At 73.2% G+C, this 15,893-nt stretch carries 18 protein-coding genes; 9 read left to right on the top strand and 9 right to left on the bottom strand.

Going from position 1 to position 15,893, the window contains the following annotated elements; all coding sequences use genetic code 11:
• Nucleotides 1–19: 19 nt before the first annotated feature.
• Entirely contained in the window at nucleotides 20–895 is an 876-nt protein-coding gene (locus tag KW076_RS03095; RefSeq protein WP_224356199.1) for an ArgP/LysG family DNA-binding transcriptional regulator, read from the bottom strand.
• Nucleotides 896–966: 71 nt separating this feature from the next.
• Here KW076_RS03095 and lysE point away from each other — a divergent pair, with 71 nt between their 5' ends.
• Nucleotides 967–1,581 carry an L-lysine exporter gene (gene lysE / locus KW076_RS03090; protein WP_224356198.1) on the top strand — a complete coding sequence of 205 codons (615 nt, stop codon included), beginning with the start codon at nucleotides 967–969 and terminating at the stop codon, nucleotides 1,579–1,581.
• Nucleotides 1,582–1,614: 33 nt separating this feature from the next.
• Here the strand turns inward: lysE and KW076_RS03085 are convergent, their stop codons facing one another.
• From KW076_RS03085 to KW076_RS03055, 7 genes are all read right to left on the bottom strand, one after another.
• Nucleotides 1,615–2,202, bottom strand: coding sequence for a PIN domain-containing protein (locus KW076_RS03085; RefSeq protein WP_224356197.1), 588 nt, complete (start codon nucleotides 2,200–2,202; stop codon nucleotides 1,615–1,617).
• Nucleotides 2,202–2,714 carry a helix-turn-helix domain-containing protein gene (locus KW076_RS03080; RefSeq protein WP_224356196.1) on the bottom strand — a complete coding sequence of 171 codons (513 nt, stop codon included), beginning with the start codon at nucleotides 2,712–2,714 and terminating at the stop codon, nucleotides 2,202–2,204. The genes KW076_RS03085 and KW076_RS03080 overlap by 1 nt, the downstream gene beginning before the upstream one ends.
• A 75-nt stretch (nucleotides 2,715–2,789) precedes the next feature.
• Nucleotides 2,790–3,131 (bottom strand): luciferase domain-containing protein, encoded by a 342-nt coding sequence (locus KW076_RS03075; protein WP_350354983.1) that lies wholly within the window; start codon nucleotides 3,129–3,131, stop codon nucleotides 2,790–2,792.
• 194 nt (nucleotides 3,132–3,325) lie between these two features.
• Nucleotides 3,326–4,357: a methionine synthase gene (locus tag KW076_RS03070; RefSeq protein ID WP_224356194.1), complete on the bottom strand. Its 1,032-nt coding sequence runs from the start codon at nucleotides 4,355–4,357 to the stop codon at nucleotides 3,326–3,328.
• Nucleotides 4,354–5,400 carry a putative oxygenase MesX gene (locus KW076_RS03065; protein ID WP_224356193.1) on the bottom strand — a complete coding sequence of 349 codons (1,047 nt, stop codon included), beginning with the start codon at nucleotides 5,398–5,400 and terminating at the stop codon, nucleotides 4,354–4,356. The genes KW076_RS03070 and KW076_RS03065 overlap by 4 nt, the downstream gene beginning before the upstream one ends.
• On the bottom strand, nucleotides 5,397–6,707 hold the full coding sequence (locus tag KW076_RS03060) for a cystathionine gamma-synthase (RefSeq protein ID WP_224356192.1): 1,311 nt from the start codon (nucleotides 6,705–6,707) through the stop codon (nucleotides 5,397–5,399). The genes KW076_RS03065 and KW076_RS03060 overlap by 4 nt, the downstream gene beginning before the upstream one ends.
• Before the next feature lies 1 nt (nucleotide 6,708).
• Entirely contained in the window at nucleotides 6,709–8,058 is a 1,350-nt protein-coding gene (locus KW076_RS03055) for an O-acetylhomoserine aminocarboxypropyltransferase/cysteine synthase family protein (protein ID WP_224356191.1), read from the bottom strand.
• Nucleotides 8,059–8,468: 410 nt separating this feature from the next.
• Here KW076_RS03055 and KW076_RS03050 point away from each other — a divergent pair, with 410 nt between their 5' ends.
• From KW076_RS03050 to KW076_RS03020, 6 genes are all read left to right on the top strand, one after another.
• Complete coding sequence (locus tag KW076_RS03050) at nucleotides 8,469–8,858, top strand: MFS transporter (protein WP_224356190.1); 390 nt, start codon at nucleotides 8,469–8,471, stop codon at nucleotides 8,856–8,858.
• Between the two features lie 45 nt (nucleotides 8,859–8,903).
• On the top strand, nucleotides 8,904–9,317 hold the full coding sequence (locus KW076_RS03045) for a VOC family protein (RefSeq protein ID WP_224356189.1): 414 nt from the start codon (nucleotides 8,904–8,906) through the stop codon (nucleotides 9,315–9,317).
• A gap of 82 nt (nucleotides 9,318–9,399) precedes the next feature.
• Entirely contained in the window at nucleotides 9,400–9,912 is a 513-nt protein-coding gene (locus KW076_RS03040) for a GNAT family N-acetyltransferase (RefSeq protein ID WP_224356188.1), read from the top strand.
• Between the two features lie 211 nt (nucleotides 9,913–10,123).
• Entirely contained in the window at nucleotides 10,124–10,885 is a 762-nt protein-coding gene (locus KW076_RS03035) for a class I SAM-dependent methyltransferase (protein WP_224356187.1), read from the top strand.
• A gap of 56 nt (nucleotides 10,886–10,941) precedes the next feature.
• On the top strand, nucleotides 10,942–11,103 hold the full coding sequence (locus KW076_RS03030; RefSeq protein WP_224356186.1) for a hypothetical protein: 162 nt from the start codon (nucleotides 10,942–10,944) through the stop codon (nucleotides 11,101–11,103).
• 136 nt (nucleotides 11,104–11,239) lie between these two features.
• Complete coding sequence (locus KW076_RS03020; protein WP_224356184.1) at nucleotides 11,240–11,557, top strand: DUF805 domain-containing protein; 318 nt, start codon at nucleotides 11,240–11,242, stop codon at nucleotides 11,555–11,557.
• On the opposite strand, the gene KW076_RS03015 is transcribed toward KW076_RS03020, so the two are convergent.
• On the bottom strand, nucleotides 11,551–12,915 hold the full coding sequence (locus tag KW076_RS03015; RefSeq protein ID WP_434084367.1) for a hypothetical protein: 1,365 nt from the start codon (nucleotides 12,913–12,915) through the stop codon (nucleotides 11,551–11,553). The two genes, KW076_RS03020 and KW076_RS03015, sit on opposite strands and share 7 nt — an antisense overlap.
• Nucleotides 12,916–13,088: 173 nt before the next feature.
• Between KW076_RS03015 and KW076_RS12575 the strand changes: the two genes are divergently transcribed.
• Complete coding sequence (locus KW076_RS12575; RefSeq protein WP_286670230.1) at nucleotides 13,089–14,456, top strand: acyl-CoA dehydrogenase family protein; 1,368 nt, start codon at nucleotides 13,089–13,091, stop codon at nucleotides 14,454–14,456.
• Between the two features lies 1 nt (nucleotide 14,457).
• Nucleotides 14,458–15,753 (top strand): acyl-CoA dehydrogenase family protein, encoded by a 1,296-nt coding sequence (locus tag KW076_RS03005; protein ID WP_224356182.1) that lies wholly within the window; start codon nucleotides 14,458–14,460, stop codon nucleotides 15,751–15,753.
• Nucleotides 15,754–15,893 lie beyond the last annotated feature (140 nt).

The following is a 15,893-nucleotide window of genomic DNA, read 5'->3' as shown; positions in this document are numbered from 1 at the left end:
CCGCGACCTCGGTGCCGCCTCACCCCCGTTCGAGCGTCCGCTGGGCCGCCTCCCGCACCGCCTGCGTGAGCCGCGCCAGGCGCGTCACGGGCAGGGTGGTCGCCTGCCAGTACAGGGGCACGAGGACGTCGTCGAGCCCGGGCACGCGGACCAGCCGACCGGCGCGCACGTCCTCGACGGCCTGGGCGTCCACGAGCATCCCCCACCCCAGGCCGGCCCGGACGGACCGGTGGAACCCGTCGAACGACGGCGCCAGGTGCGTGGGCGGGGCGACGTCCAGCCCGGCGCCGCTCAGCGCGAGGCGCTGCAGGTCGTCCTTCGCGTTGTAGCGCATCATGGGCATCGCGCCGAGGTCGACGACGTCGCCCGCCGCGTGCCGCGCGAGCAGGGCGGGCGAGGCGAGCGGGACGTAGCGCATGCTCCCCAGCGGCTCCGCCGCGCACCCCTGCACCGGCTGCGGCTCCGTGGTGACGGCAGCCAGCACCTCGCCGCGGCGCAGCAGCCGGGCGCTGTGGTCCTGGTCCTCGACGCGCAGGTCGAGGACCGTGTCGTCCCAGTCTGCGGCCTCCGCCAGGACGGGCCCGAACCACGTGCCCAGCACGTCGGCGGGCACGGCCAGGGAGGTGACGCTGCGCCCGGCCGCCATGCGGCCCAGCCCGGCCCACGCCTCCTGTTCGAGCACCCGCATGTGCCGGGCCACGCGCACCAGGCCGACGCCGGCCTCGGTCGGTTCGCAGGGTGTGCCGCGCCGGAGCAGCACCTGGCCCACCTCGCGCTCCAGGGCGCGGATGCGCTGGCTGACCGCGGAGGCGCTGACGCCGAGCTCGTACGCGGCCGCCTCGAACGAGCCCTCGTCCGCGATCGCGCGCAGCGCCTGCAGCTGATCCAGGTTCATGAAGCAGAGCTTAGGCGTCTGCAGTTCTCTTCGTTTGGCTCAGGCCCGGCCGGGCTCTAGCGTCCTGATCCATGTGGACCCTCGCCGGCACCGGCCTGCTCACCGGACTCGCGCTCATCGTCGCCATCGGCGCGCAGAACGCCTTCGTGCTCCGCCAGGGCGTGCGCCGGGAGCATGTGGGCGCCGTCGTGCTGGTGTGCATGGCCTCGGACGCCGTGCTGATCCTGGCCGGCACCGCCGGGGTGGGCGCGCTCGTGCAGGCCGTGCCGTGGCTGCTCGAGGTGCTGCGCTGGGGCGGCGCCCTGTACCTGCTCTGGTTCGCGGTCTCCTCCCTGCGTGCCGCGCTGCGCCCGCAGGGGCTCGTGGCCGAGCAGGCGCCGCGCACCGCGGGTTCGGTCATCGCCACCACACTCGCGCTGACCTGGCTCAACCCGCACGTCTACCTGGACACCGTGGTGCTGCTGGGCAGCCTCGCCAACCAGCACGGTCCCGACGCGCGGTGGGTCTTCGCCGCCGGCGCCGTCGCCGCCTCGATCCTGTGGTTCACCGCGCTCGGCTACGGCGCGCGCCTGCTGGCCCGGGTACTCGCCGACCCGAAGGCGTGGCGCGTGGTGGACCTGGTGATCGCGGTGGTCATGGCGGTGCTCGCGGTCCGGCTCATCGCCGGTTCCGGCGTGTGGGGGTGAGCAGGCAGACGCCGGTTCTGGCGTCGGGCTGAATCAAGGTCGCTCAGCGTCGACCCGCCAGAGCTGGGCTCGTGCGGCCTCCGCGAACAGGGGTGCACCGCACGGCACCAGCCGTTCCAGGACGTCACTGACGGTCAACGGAGGATTCCGTGTCGCTCCCGCTTGGGCTGCGAGAGCCGTCATCACTCGAGCCGGGTCCAGGTCGAGCTGGTTCATGAAAAACTCGTCCGGACTTTGCACTTCGATGTCGAAGGACTCAACGACCTCACGCGGGAAGTCCTTCAGATTCGCCGTGACGATCAGGTCAGCACGACCCTGGATCGCGGCGGCGACCACATGCCGATCATCGGGGTCCGGAAGATCAATCCCGAGCACGAGCTGTTCCCACCCCTCGACCCGCGCGTCGTCGAAGGCGGCGTCCATGACCTCGGCACGGTGACGCGCCGCCCCCGATGCACGCATGTCTGGATGCATCGTCTCCAGTGTGCGCACCGTCTCGTCGAGGATCCGCCCACTCCATACCGGCCGATAGAGGCCCGCCTCGGCCAGATGCAGCAAGGTGTCCGCTTGGGCGATGGGCACGAGGACGCACGCGTCGAGCACCGCGCTGAAGCGAGCCACTACCCGCGCTCACCCCGGAGGTCGGCGCGAGCCTGACGCAACGCCTCGCGGTAGGACTCCGCCTTCTGGTCGTAGAGCTCCGCAGACGAGGCCTCCGCTACGAGGTCGCTCAGCGCGGCACGCCGCTCCCCGCGCTTCCGCTGCTGATAGGACACGACGTCTTGGAGCCGGATGCGTCGGTGCCGACCACCGGTCGTCCTCTCGTACGGCAACGCGCCCTCCTCGAGCAGCCTCACCAGCGTGGGACGACTGATGCCGAGGAAGTTCGCCGCCTCCTGCGTCGTGAGCAGCTGGTCGACGGGCGCCACCGTGATGGCCTTGCCCACCCGCATCGCCTCGACGACGTCCCGCAGGACGTTGAAAGCCTCTGGCGGCAGGGGAACCTTCTGCCCATCAGGGCCGACCAGGGCGGCCGGCTGCGTCAGGCCGTCGAGGAACCTGCCGACGTCGAGCATCTCCTCGAGATCCGTCGGCGGCAGCACCGTGTGCTTGTCATTCACCGTCGCAGTCATGGAGCAAGACTACCCGCGAAAACGAAAAATTCGCAGCCCCCTCCCACCTCCGCTTCCCCGCTCCGGGGCGCTGCGTCAGCCGCGCGCGTAGGCGAGCGACTCCTCGATGATCCCGACGACGACGGCCAGCTCTGCCTCGTCCCGCGGGCCGTAGAGCATCCACTCCGTGCCGAAGTCCGCGTAGCCATGCGGTTCGAGCCATCCGAGCTCGGCCAGACGGACGCCGCGCTCGGGCGGCAGGACGAGGTGCACTGACGTGTCGTCCACCCCATGCAGGTGCACCGGCTCCCAGCGCCGGCCTGGTGAGAGGTTGACCTCCGGGGTGCGCTCCTTCGGCCGGCCTGTCAGGTGGACGGCGCGAGACGTTGCTGGCGAGACGGTGCTGTGGCCCTCCTCGACGCCGTCGAGGGCGAACACCGCAGCGACCAGACGGCCCCACAGCTCCGGCGATGATCGCTGATCAAGCTGTCGGTGGGGCCCCTCGGTCGACGTCGCGGGCCGACCGCCCGGCCGGGGATCATCAGCGGTGAGCCGGGCACGGGGGCTCGCATCAGGATCCATGCAGGCGATCCTGACGGGGCCCCGCCGGCCGGGCAAGGCCACCGGCCCCCTCACTCTCCGCCCAGCTCCTCCCGGAGGATCCGCGCGCCGGCCACGAGCGCCGCCGTCTTGTCCCGCGCCACCGAGCGAGCCAGCGGCGCCATGCCGCAGTTGGTGCTCGCGATCAGCTTGTCCGCGTCCACGAACTCGAGGGTCTCCCGGAGGGTCGCCGCGACCTCCTCGGGCGTCTCGATCTCGTCGCTCGCCACGTCGATCGCGCCGACCATCACCTTCTTGCCGCGCAGCAGGCCGATGAGCTCCGCCGGCACCCGGGAGTGATGCCGCTCCAGGGCGATCGTGTCGATCGTGGACTCGCGCAGCAGCGGGAACGACGTCTCGTACTGGCGCCACTCCTCGCCCAGCGTGGCCTTCCAGTCGTTGTTCGCCTTGACCCCGTAGCCGTAACAGATGTGCACGGCCGTCTCACACGTCAGGCCCTCGGCCGCACGCTCGAGCGTCGCCACACCCCAGTCGCGGACGTCGTCGAAGAACACGTTGAACGCGGGCTCGTCGAACTGCACGACGTCGACGCCCACCGCCGCCAGCTCCCGCGCCTCCTCGTTGAGGATGCGCGCGAACTCCCACGCGAGCTTCTCGCGGCTGCCGTAGTGGCGGTCGGCGAGGGTGTCGATCATGGTCATCGGCCCGGGCAGGGTCCACTTGATGGGCCGGTCCGTCCGCGCGCGCAGGGCCTTCGCGTCGTCCACGAACACCGGCGCCGGCCGGCCCACCTCCCCGACGACGGTCGGCACGCTCGCGTCGTACCGGTCACGGATCCGCACCGTCTCACGCCGGTCGAAGTCCACGCCGCCGAGGTGCTCGATGAACGTGGTGACGAAGTGCTGGCGGGTCTGCTCGCCGTCGCAGACGATGTCGATGCCCGCGCGCTCCTGGTCGGCCACGGCGAGGGCGAGCGCGTCGAGCTTTCCCTCGCGCAGCCGCTCCCCCTCGAGCTTCCAGGGCGACCAGAGCGTCTCCTCCTCAGCGAGCCAGCCGGGCTTCGGCAGGCTGCCGACGAGGGTGGTGGGGATCAGGGTGGTCATCGGGTCTCCTCGGTGTCTCGTGCGGCGTGGGCGGCGGCCCAGCGCTCCAGCAGGTCGCGGTGCGGGCCCACGAAGTGCTCCTGCGTGTACTCCCCCTGCTCCCGGCCGAGGCGGGCCCGCTCCTCGCGGTCGTAGGCGATCCGGGTCTGCGAGAAGTCACCGTGGTCCAGGCGCGGCCGGTAGACCTCGCCGGCCCCGGCGTTCGCGTTGTAGATCTCCGGCCGGTATATCCGCTGGAAGGTCTCCATGGTGGCGATCAGCCCGGCCAGGGAGAGGTTCGCGTGGTCGTTGAGCAGGTCGCCCCGCGAGTAGAACGCCAGCGGCGCCACGGCCCCGCGCGGCAGGAAGCACCGGATCCCCAGGCCCATCCGGCCGAAGTAACGGTCCGTGCGGGAGGGTTCGTCCTGGCGGTACTCGACCCCGAGCACCGGGTGCTCGTTCGTCAGCCGCCGGTAGGTGCGGCTCGTGGACACGCTGATGCAGATCACGGGCGGCTGCGGGAACCGCTCCCGGTACGCCTGCGAGTCGAGCAGGTGCCGGAACAGCCGCCCGTGCAGGTCGCCGAAGCCGTCGGGCTCCTCGGTCCCCGGCGACGTCGCCGCGTGCGCGGGCAGCACCACGGAGAAGTCGTGGTCACGGACGTAGGAGGAGAAGTTGTTCCCCACACTGCGGCCGAGCACGGCGCCCGTCTCACGCTCGACCACCCGCACGTCGAGCATCTCCATGAGCGGGAAGTCGACGTCCGCGCCGTCGTCGGCGGTGAAGTGCACGTCGATCGAGACGATCTCGATCCGCGCCGTGTAGCGGTCCCGCTCCGGGTTGTCCCAGGGGGCGAGGTCGTTGAGGCGCCCGTCGATCATGGCCAGGGCGGCGCGCAGGTTCTCCCGCCGGTCCGCGCCGCGGGCGAGGTTGGCGAAGTTCGTGGTGGCGCGCGTGCTGGCGGCGGGCGTGTAGTCCTCGTCGAACGGCGTGGTGTGGATGCTGAACGTCAGGTCGTCCACGCGGGTGGGCACGGTGCTCGGGACAAGGGTGGCGTGGCTCATCGGGTCCTCTCCGGGGTGCGGACGCGGGTGGTGCGGTGGTGGGCGGGGGCGGGACGGGGCACTGCGGACGACGACGGCGTCCCGCGGCCGGCGGCGACGCGTGCGGCGCACTCGAGGCCGGCCTCGAGGTCCGCCTGCAGGTCGGCCACGTCCTCGATGCCGACGGAGAGCCGGACCAGGTCCGTGGGGACGGCCAGGGGCGTGCCCCGCACGGAGGCGTGCGTCATCTCGGAGGAGTAGCAGAGCAGCGATTCGACCCCGCCGAGGCTGACCGAGAGCGCGAACAGCTCGGTGGCCTCGGCGAACGCGCGGGCCGCGGCCTCTCCCCCGGCCAGCCGCACGGAGACGATGCCGCCGAAGCCGTCCATCTGCCGCGTGGCGAGGTCATGGCCCGGGTGGTCGGGCAGCCCGGGGTAGAAGACCTGGGCGACCTCAGGGCGGCCCTGCAGCCAGCCCGCGAGCGCGGCGGCGTTGGCGCCGTGCCGGTCCATGCGCAGGCCGAGCGTCTTGAGGCCGCGGGCGGCGAGGTAGGAGTCCTGCGGGCCGGCGACCGCACCGGCGGCGAACTGCTGGTAGGCCACCGCCTCGGCCAGCGCCCGGCCGCGGAACTCGCGGTCGGCCACCACCACGGCGCCGCCGAGCACGTCCGAGTGCCCGCCGATGTACTTGGTGGTGGAGTGCACCACGACGTCCGCGCCGAGGTCGAGGGGCCGCTGGAGGTAGGGCGAGGCGAACGTGTTGTCCACGACCAGCAGTGCGCCGGCGTCGTGGGCGATCTGCGCCCAGGCGGCCAGGTCCGCGATGCCGAGCAGCGGGTTGGACGGCGTCTCCACCCACAGCAGCGCGGTGCGGCCGGGGCGGACGGCCGCGGCGACCGCCGTCGTGTCGGTGATGTCCACGGGGGTGTTGGACACGCCCCACGGCTCGAGGACGGTGGTGATGAGGCGGTGGGTGCCGCCGTAGCCGTCGCCGCCCAGCACGATGTGGTCGCCGGGGCGCAGCACGGCCCGCAGGAGGGCGTCCTCGGCGGCGAGCCCGGAGGCGAACGCGAACGCCCGGTCGCCGTGCTCGAGGGCGGCGAGCTGGGTCTCGAAGCCGTTCCGGGTCGGGTTGGAGCCGCGGCTGTACTCGTGCCCGGCTCGCAGCACGTTGATGCCGTCCTGCACGAAGGTGCTGGTCTGGTAGATCGGCGGCACCACGGCGCCGGTCAGCGGGTCGGGCTCCTGGCCGGCGTGCACGGCGGTGGTGGTGAAGCCGCGGACGGCGGGACGGGAGACGGAGCGGGTGGGGTGGTGGACGGCGGTCATCTCAGCGCACCTCCTGGGTGACGGCGGCGGTCTCGGGGACGGCGGGCGTGGCGGCGGGGACGGCCGGCCCGGCGGCGGACACCACGGCCAAGGCACGGTCCAGGTCCGCGATCAGGTCGTCGGGACACTCCAGCCCGATGGAGAGCCGGACGGTGGTCTCGGCGATCCCGGCGGCCTCGCGCTGCTGCCGCGTCAGGCGACAGTGCGTCATGGTCGCGGGGTGGGAGACGAGGGACCGGGCGTCGCCGACGTTGACCACCAGCTGGAACAGCTCGAGCGCGTCGAGGAACGGGGCCACGGTCTCGGGGCCGCAGGCCAGGTCGAAGGAGAACACCGAGCCGACGCCGTCCGGGAAGTCGCGGGCGGCCAGCGCCGCGCTGGGATGCCCGGCCACGCCGGGGTGGTGCACCCGCGCGACCGCGGGGTGACCGGCCAGGTGTTCGGCCACGGCCAGGGCGGTGGCGGTGTGGCGGGCCACGCGCAGGTCGAGCGTCTCGAGCCCCTGGATGAACTGCGCCGCGCTCGCGGGGGCGAGGGTGGGGCCGAGGTCGTGCAGGAACTTGCTGCGGGCCAGCGTCAGGTAGGCGCCGCGGCCGTGCCGCTCGACCAGCGTCTGCCCGCCGTAGCGGGCCTTGGGCCGGGCCAGCTGCGGCCACCGGTCCGGCGCCGCGCCGTAGTCGAACGTGCCGCCGTCCACGATCGCGCCGCCGAGCACCGCGCCGTGCCCGCCGAGGAACTTGGTAGCCGAGTGCACGACGACGTCGGCGCCGTGCTCCAGTGGCCGGTAGAGGGCCGGCGTCGCGAGGGTGCTGTCCACCACCACGGGCACACCGGCCGCGTGGGCGAGGCCCGCGAGCGCGGGCAGGTCCGGGAGGGTGGCGAGCGGGTTGGTGATGGCCTCGAGGAAGAACGCGCGGGTGTCGGGCCGGACCGCGGCGGCCCACGCGGGCGGGTCCGCCGGGTCCGCGAAGGTGACCTCGATGCCGAAGTCCGCGAACGTGTCCGTCAGCAGGTCGACGGTGCCCCCGTAGAGCTGGCTGGAGGCGACCAGGTGCTTGCCGCCCTGCAGCAGCGCCAGCAGGGACAGCGCGACGGCGGCCTGGCCGGTGGCCGTGGCGATCGCGCCGATGCCGCCCTCCAGTGCGGCGAGGCGGTTCTCGAACACCGCGACGGTCGGGTTGCCCGTGCGGCTGTAGGTGAAGCCGGGGGTCTCGAGCCGGAACATCGATGCCGCCGTGGCGTGGTCCGGGAAACGGAACGCCGTGGTCTGGTGGATGGGCGGGACGACCGGCCGGTGGGGTGCGGCGGGCTCGTAGCCGGCGTGGACTTGTTGTGTGGCGTGACGGGGCATCTGCTCTCCTCCATCGGTCCTGGCGGTAGCACCGGACCTGCCGTTCCCGGGGGTCCGGGTGCGGCGGGCGGGTTGCTGCGGCGTCGTCGAGCCAGATCTCTCGGCCGCTCTGGATGGGTGGTGCACCCATCCCACGCGGCGGGCCGCCGCGAGTCCAGCGGACGGCCGGCTCGCGCGTCATATGAGCCGCCGCCGCGCCATCCGGGACCGGCCGGAGCCTCTCCGGCGCGCGGCGGGCCGAGGCAGACCCGTGTGACGGACTGGCGTGGAGGGGGGGTGTGTCAGACTCCCGGGCATGACGCAGAGCACACCGGGCGGACCGGCCCCGCCGCCGGAAGGACGGGCGCGGTGGCTGGTCGCCTCCAACGCCCTCGACGCGGGTGGCCGGTCCGCCACGGACGTCGCCCTGGATGTCCTGCCGGTGCATCCTCCTCGGCTCGGTCGGCTGCGCCGTGGCCGTGGGGCTGCACCTGCTGGCCTACGCCGACCTCGCTCATGCCGGGCCGTGGCTGCTGGCCGGCGCCGCCCTCTGGGGGTTCATGGTCCTGCTCGGGAACATCACCCAGGCCGCCGTGACCGCCCGTGCCTGCCCCGAGGGCACGCTCGGGCGGGTCACCGCGATGCGCCGCACCCTCACCCGGGGCTCCGTGCCGCTGGCGACCCTCGCGGGAGGTGCGCTCGGGGCGATGCTCGGGGTCGGCTGGGCGCTCGCGGGGTGGCAGGTCCTGGCGGTGGTCTCGCTGGCCGCCGTCGTGCCGGCCTCGCGGTGGGTGGATGCGGGGCTCGACGACGTCGACTGAGGCCGAGACGCTGACGCGGACACCGAGGTTGCTTAAGGTGTGGCCATGGTCAGCCGCCCCGTGCTCCAGCAGCCTGTGATCGACGCCGTCGACATCCGTTCCGTCGCGGACTTCTACCGCGAGCTCCTCGGTCTCCACTACCGCACGGGCGACGAGCTCGCGGACGGTCGCGAGCCGGACAGCGCGGACTGGCTCGTGCTGCTGGACGACGACGGCCGCCGCGTCCTGACATTCCAGCGCACCGAGGAACTGAAGCCCAGCACGTGGCCGTCACCCGAGGTGCCGATGCAGCTGCACCTGGATTTCACCGTGCCGGACCGCGATTCCCTCGACGCGGCCCACGACCACGCCCTGCGCCTGGGCGGGCGCCTCGTCCTGGACCGCTCCGACGACGAGGAGGAACCCCTGTACGTGTTCGCGGACCCGGCCGGCCACCCCTTCTGCGTCTTCGTGGGGTGAGCGCGGCGGACCGCGGGGGGGGGGGGTTCACGCACGTGCCGAAGACAAGAAGCCGGTTCAGTGCCGTCGGTAAGGTCGTCGGGTGATCCCGCAACCCACAGATCGACTCACGTTCCGGTGCATGACCGACGCTGACCTCGACGACATGTGCAGGCTCCTCGGAGACGCGGAGGTCATGCGCTACTACCCGCGGGCCAAGTCGCGCAACGAGGTGCAGCGGTGGATCAACTGGTCGAAGGACAACTACGCCGAGCATGGGTTCGGCCTGTGGGTCATCGAACACCGGGCCACCGGCGACTTCATCGGTGACTGCGGCCTGACCTGGCAGAACGTCGACGGCCAGGAGGTCCTCGAGGTCGGCTACCACGTCCTGCCAGAACGCCAGGGACAAGGACTGGCAACCGAGGGGGCCTCTGCCTGCCTGCGATACGGGTTCGAGACCCTCTGCGCAACGATGGTCACCGCGATCATCAACCCCGACAACATGGCTTCCCGTCGCGTGGCCGAACGAATCGGCATGACCGTGTGGAAGAGCACGCGTGATCCCAGTGGGGCGCCGATCGTGGTCTACAGCAGCCACGGCCAAGAGGCATGACGCACTGAACTGCCGCCATGGGTGCGTGCCCATCGAGGAGACACGCCCTGCGCCCAGCCGGCCAGGCGCTTCTGCGTCTTCGTGGCGTGGGCGGCCGGACCGCGGCGCGGCTCAGCGGCGACGGCGGCGGCTCAGCGCTCGAGCCGCTGGTCGAACTCCTCGTGGTCCAGCTGGCGGTGCATGCAGTCATCTTCAAGATACGGTGCCGTCCATGCATCTGGACCCGGCCGAGACGAACCGCCGCGCCTACGACGACGACCGCGTCGTCGCCCTCTATGACCTCGACAACCCGCCCGGAGAGGACCACGCGTACGTCCGCCGGGCGGCCGAGGAGTCCGGCGCCCGGCGGATCGTCGATCTCGGCTGCGGCACCGGATCGCTCACGGTGACGCTGACCGGCGATGACCGCGCCGTCGTCGGGATCGACCCGGCCGAGGCCATGCTGCGCGTCGCCCGGGCGCGCCCCGGCGGGGACCGCGTCGAGTGGCGGCGGGGCACCGCGGAGCTGATCGAGCCGGGGTCGGCGGACCTGGTGATCATGAGCGGGAACGTGGCGATGCACCTGATCGGCCAGGACTGGCACGGCGCCCTGCGGCGCATCGCCGCCGGCCTGGTCCCCGGCGGTCGGCTGCTGTTCGAGACCCGCAACCCCGTCCGTCGCGCCTGGGAGGACTGGCAGCAGGAGCCCACGGAACGGACGACGGCGGCCGGTCGCCTCGTCGAGTCCGAGGCGACGAGCGCGCCGGACGCGGACGGTGTCGTCGTGCACCGCTGGCGCACCGAGTATCCGGACGAGGGCGTGGTCAGCGAGGGTGAGGAGCACCTGCAGTTCCGCTCCGTGGAGCAGGTGACCCAGGACCTTGCGGCGGCGGGGCTGGCGGTGGACCGCGTCTGGAGCGACTGGCGCGGCCGCCCGTTCGACGCGGCGGAGCACCCGTTGATGATCATCGAGGCCTGTCCACAGGGGGCCTGACCCGTCCACCCGCCATGGCAGGATGACGCATGTCACACGTGATGCGAGGGGGAACCATGACGGCCACGACCACGGCCCGCCCCATGCGGCCGACCCACCACGACGACGACCCGCCCGTCCGCGGGGTCGGCCACCTCCGGCACCCGGTGGTGTCGGGCGGGCTGATCGACGGGGCAATGGCGGCACAGGGGCTGCTGGCGTCCCCTCGGCAAGACTGAGGGCCGGACCATGACCATGCGTCAGGCCATCCGCCGCTACTACGCCGGCTACGCGCAGTTCAGCGGGCGCGCCTCCCGCGCCGACTTCTGGCTCGCGGCGCTCTGCGTGTGACTCCTGCAGACCGCCGTTCACTTCGTGTCCACCGCCCTGGACGTGTTCATCCTCGGCTCCCCGGACCTGTCCCTCCGGGACGTGGCCGTCCTCCTGGTGGGGATCACGCACGCACTCCCATCGCTCGCCCTGCTCGCCCGGCGCCTCCACGACGCCGGCTTCAGCCACGCGTGGCTGTTCGTCGGGCTGGTGCCGTTGGTCGGGCCGCTCACACTCCTCGTGTTCGCGCTCCAGCCGACCGCCCCGCGCTTCGGACACCCCACCGATGCGTCGGACCCGGTTCCGGCGGGGCCACGGCCGCGCGGCGCTGACCCCCGCCGCCATGTCCGGCCCGATCAGTGATCGTGGTCGGTGTGCTCGTCGTGGCCGGACTCGGCGTCCGCGGCCTCCTCGGGCTTCACGGACTCCCGCTGGCCGGTGACCACGGCCATCTCGACCGGGGCGAACTCCAGGTCCTTCTCCAGGACGGTCTCACCGGTCTCCAGGTCGACGGCCACGAGCTTCTGGGCTTCTGCGTCGGTGACGTGAGCGGTGTTCCCGGCCACCTTCAGGATCGGGCCGGGCTCCTGCCACTCGTCCTTCTCCTTCCACGGCTCGATCACCGGGTACTCGGCGGTGACCTCACCGGTCTCCTCGTCGATCACGTTGACCTCGCCGTCGTAGGTCAGCACGACCGCGGAGCCGTCCTCGGCGCGGCCGAGCGAGCGGAACCAGTAGGAGGAGCCGAGGTCCACGGTGGTGAGCTCATCGGTGCGGGTGTCGATGAGGGCGATCTCCGTGGGCCGCTCGACGGCCTCCTTCGGCTCCTCCTCGACCTTGTAGTCCCCCAGGACGATGGGCGAGTCATGCAGCCCGAACAGGTTCCCGGAGCGCTGGTACTCGGTCTCGACGTCCACCTTGTGGAACTCGCCGTCCCGGTACACGACGGGCCCGTTCTCACAGCCCATCACGACGACGTCGCCCGCCTCCGTCGGCTGGGCCGCGGCCTCGCCATGGCTGCCGGGGCAGTCGTCGGTCTCGGCCTTGACCTCGCCGGCCGTCGGGTCGATCACCTGGAGCGTGTTCCGGGAGTCCTCGGTGCCCTGCGTGGTGAAGAGGGTGCCGTCGGAGAGCTCGAGCGCCACGCCGTGGTGCGGGTCCTCGGTCTCGGCCTCCGTCATGACGGGCATGAGGTCCGGGGTCGCCTTGTCCAGGTGGGCCGAGTCGAAGGTGCGGATCGCGCCCGTGCCGTCCGCGAAGAGGGTGGTCCTGCCGTTGTGGGTGACGACGTGGCCGGGGTGCTCACCCGGGAACGTCACGCCGGTCATGCCGGGCGCGGACTCGTAGTTGTGGAAGTGATCGCCGTGGGCCTTGGCCTGGATGCCGGTGGAGAACACCTCCCAGCCGTTCCCGGTGGTCACCAGGACGTCCTTGCCGTTGCCGGCGTTGCTCAGCCGCGTGAAGCCCGCGACGTCCTGCTCCTTCACCACCTCACCGGACTCGGCGTCGAGCAGCGTGAGCCCGTCCTCGTGCGAGAGCAGGATGCGCGGGGTCACCGCGGAGACCTCGGTGGTCCGGGTCGGGTCGACGCGGTCCTCCTCGGAGACGGAGGAGGCCGCCGTCGCCTCACCCGACGGCGACTCGGCGCCGTCCGAGGCGGCGGCGGGTGCCGACGTCGGGCCGGACGGGACGGCGTCCCCGCCGCACGCCGTGAGGGCGATGGCCGCGGCGGCGAGGGTGGCGGAGAAGGCGGCGGATGCGGCTCGTCATCCCTGCGGCGCCGACGGCGCGCCCCCGTCGCGGGAACCGGCGCGTGACGCCACCCGTCGGCGGGCTGGGGCGAGCCCGGCACGGATGCCTACGGTCGGCCCACCTGCCCACGGAAGGACCTCCCATGACCACTCCCGTCCTCGACCGTCCCGCACCGACCTCCGCCGCCGACGCCCCCGACACCGCAGAACTCCGCGCCCGCTTCGCCCCCGTCTTCGCCCGGATCGCCGCGAACGAGGCCCGGCGGCGGGACGCGGCCGTCCCGCCCCATGCGGCCGTGCGCCTCCTCGCCGAGACCGGCTTCACCGCCCTCCGGCTGCCGCGGGAGCGCGGCGGCTCCGACGCGACCCTCACGCAGCTCCTCGACCTGCTCGTGGACCTCGCCGCGGCCGACGCGAACCTCCCCCAGGCCCTCCACGGGCACTTCATGTTCACGGAGCAGGTCGCCCGCGACGTCCACCCGCGTCTGACCGACTGGTGGTTGGACGAGGTGGCCGCCGGGAAGGTCTTCGCCAACGCACTCGTGGACCCGCCGGCCGCGACCGGCCTGCCGGGCGTCACGGCCCGCCGAGACCCGCGCGACCCGGAGGCGTTCCTGCTGACCGGCACGAAGCAGTACTCCACCGGCACCCTGCTGGCGGACTGGACCCTGGTCGCCGCCCACGACGACGCCGGGGCCCTGCAGCCCCTCGTCGTCGAGGTGGCCGGGCCGGGCGTCGAGGCCCGCGACGACTGGGACGGCATCGGCCAGCGCGGCACGGCCTCCGGCACCACCGTCTACACCGACGCGCCCGCCCCCGCCTGGCGCCGCGTCGACCTGGAGCGCCCCGCCGCCGCCCCCGGCTACCCGTTCCTGTGGCTCATCCTCGCGGCCACCCAGGCGGGCATCGCCCAGCGCGCGCTCGACGACTTCGCCGAGATCCTCCGCCGCCGCTCCCGCTCCTACCAGCACGCCGCGAGCGCCAGCCCCGCCCACGACCCGGTCCTGCAGCACCAGCTCGGCGCCGCCGCGGCGCAGGTCCGGGCGCTGCGCTCCGTGGTCCTCGGCGCGGTCCCCGCCCTCGAGGCGGCGTACACCGCCGCGGCCGGTGCGGCTCCCGCGATCGGCGCGGCCGCGACCGAGTCCCCGGACGACGGCGCCGCGGAGGCCTTCGAGGCCGCCCACACGGAGGCCTGGGTCGCCGCGGCCTCGGCGTCCTCCGTGGCGGCCGACCTGACGCTGCGGCTGACCTCCGACCTGTTCGAGACGGCCGGGGCGTCGGCGGTCGTCGCGGGCCCGGGACTGGACCGGCACTGGCGCAACGCGCGGGTGCTGGCCAGTCACACGCCCCTGCCGCACCGCCGCCGCCAGATCGGGGAGTGCCTGCTGCACGGCACCCCCGCCCCGCACAGCGCGGACGCGGTCGAGACCGCATCGTCCACCGACGCCGATCCGTCCCGCGACAGCGTCTCCCCGTCCCCCTCGACCCCCGCCGCCACGAAGGAGCAGTGAGATGACGACGACCACCGACCGCACCGACACGATCTCCCGTCCCGCCGACGTCGGGACCGCCGACTCGGGGGTGCCGACCACCGCGCACCCGGCCGACCGGCCCCAGTTCCTCGCCGCCCGCGCACGGCTGGCCCCCGTGTTCGCCTGGCTCGCCGAGACCGCCGCCGAGCGGGACCGTGAACGCGTGACCGATCGTGAGGCCACGGACCGCCTCGCCGCCGCCGGCTTCCCGGGGCTGCGCGTGCCCGAGGACGCGGGCGGGGCCGGCCTGACGTTCCCGGAGGCCGCGCGCCTGTACGTGGAGCTCGCCGAGGCCGACTCGAACGTGCTGCAGGCCCTGCGGGTGCACGTGGTGAACGTGGAGACGGTGCTCGGCTCGCCGGACGGGCCGCGCCGCGAGCGGTGGCTGCACCGCTTCGCCACGGGTGAGACGGTCGCGAACGCGACCACGGAGATCGGCAACCGCACCGGCCACTACGAGACCCGCCTGACGACGCGTCCGGACGGCTCGGCGGTGGTCAACGGTCGCAAGGCCTATTCCACCGGGACGCTGTACGCGGACTGGACGATCGTCGTCGTCGAGGACGAGGACGGTGCCGAGCGCGCGGCGACCGTGCGCTCGGACGCCCCGGGGGTGACCCTGCATGACGACTGGGACGGATTCGGTCAGCGGCTGTCCGCCTCGGGGACCACGGAGTTCACGGACGTGGTGGTGGATCCGGAGGAGCTCACGCCGGTGGGCCAGTCCCTGGACGACGGCTCGTCGATCTTCGCCTCGCAGGCGATCTTCCAGTTCGTCCACCTGGTGGGCCTGACGGGCATCGCCCGGGCCGTCGTGCGCGACGCGGCGGCCTATGTGGCCGGCCGTACGCGCGGCTTCTCCCACGGTGCGGCCCCGCGGCCCGGTGACGATCCGCAGGTGCTGCAGGTGGTGGGCGAGCTGGAGGCCGCCGCGTTCGGGGCGCAGGCGGCGCTCGACGCCGTCGTCGGGCCCCTGGACCGGGCGCTGCGGGCCGAGGCGGCGGGCGCGCCCCTGGCCGAGGCCGAGGTGGACGCGGTGTACACCGCCGTCTACGCCGCCCAGCAGGTGATCGCCCGGGCTGCCCTCGACGCGGCGACCCGCCTGTTCGAGGTGGGCGGGGCCTCCGCGACGCTGCGCACGCGCGGGCTGGACCGGCATTGGCGCAATGCGCGGGTGCTCGCCAGCCACAACCCGCTGATCTACCGCGCCCGACTGCTCGGCGACCGGGCCGTCAACGGCACGCCGCTCGAGCGCCACTACCGGCTGGGCGGCTGAGTCACCGGCCAGTGCGGCGCGCGGCGCAGCCTGTCAGGCCAGGCCACGCGCCGCATGCCAGGCGGCGATCCGCTCGAGCGCCTCGTGGACGGCGGTGCTGGAACGGGACGGGCGACGCATGGCCCGAGGCTACCCCCCGC

It is taken from the genome of Micrococcus porci (assembly GCF_020097155.1).
GTDB classification, from domain to species: domain Bacteria; phylum Actinomycetota; class Actinomycetes; order Actinomycetales; family Micrococcaceae; genus Micrococcus; species Micrococcus porci.
The sequence above is the reverse complement of the archived record's forward strand: the minus strand, read 5'-3'. Positions and strand labels throughout refer to the sequence as shown.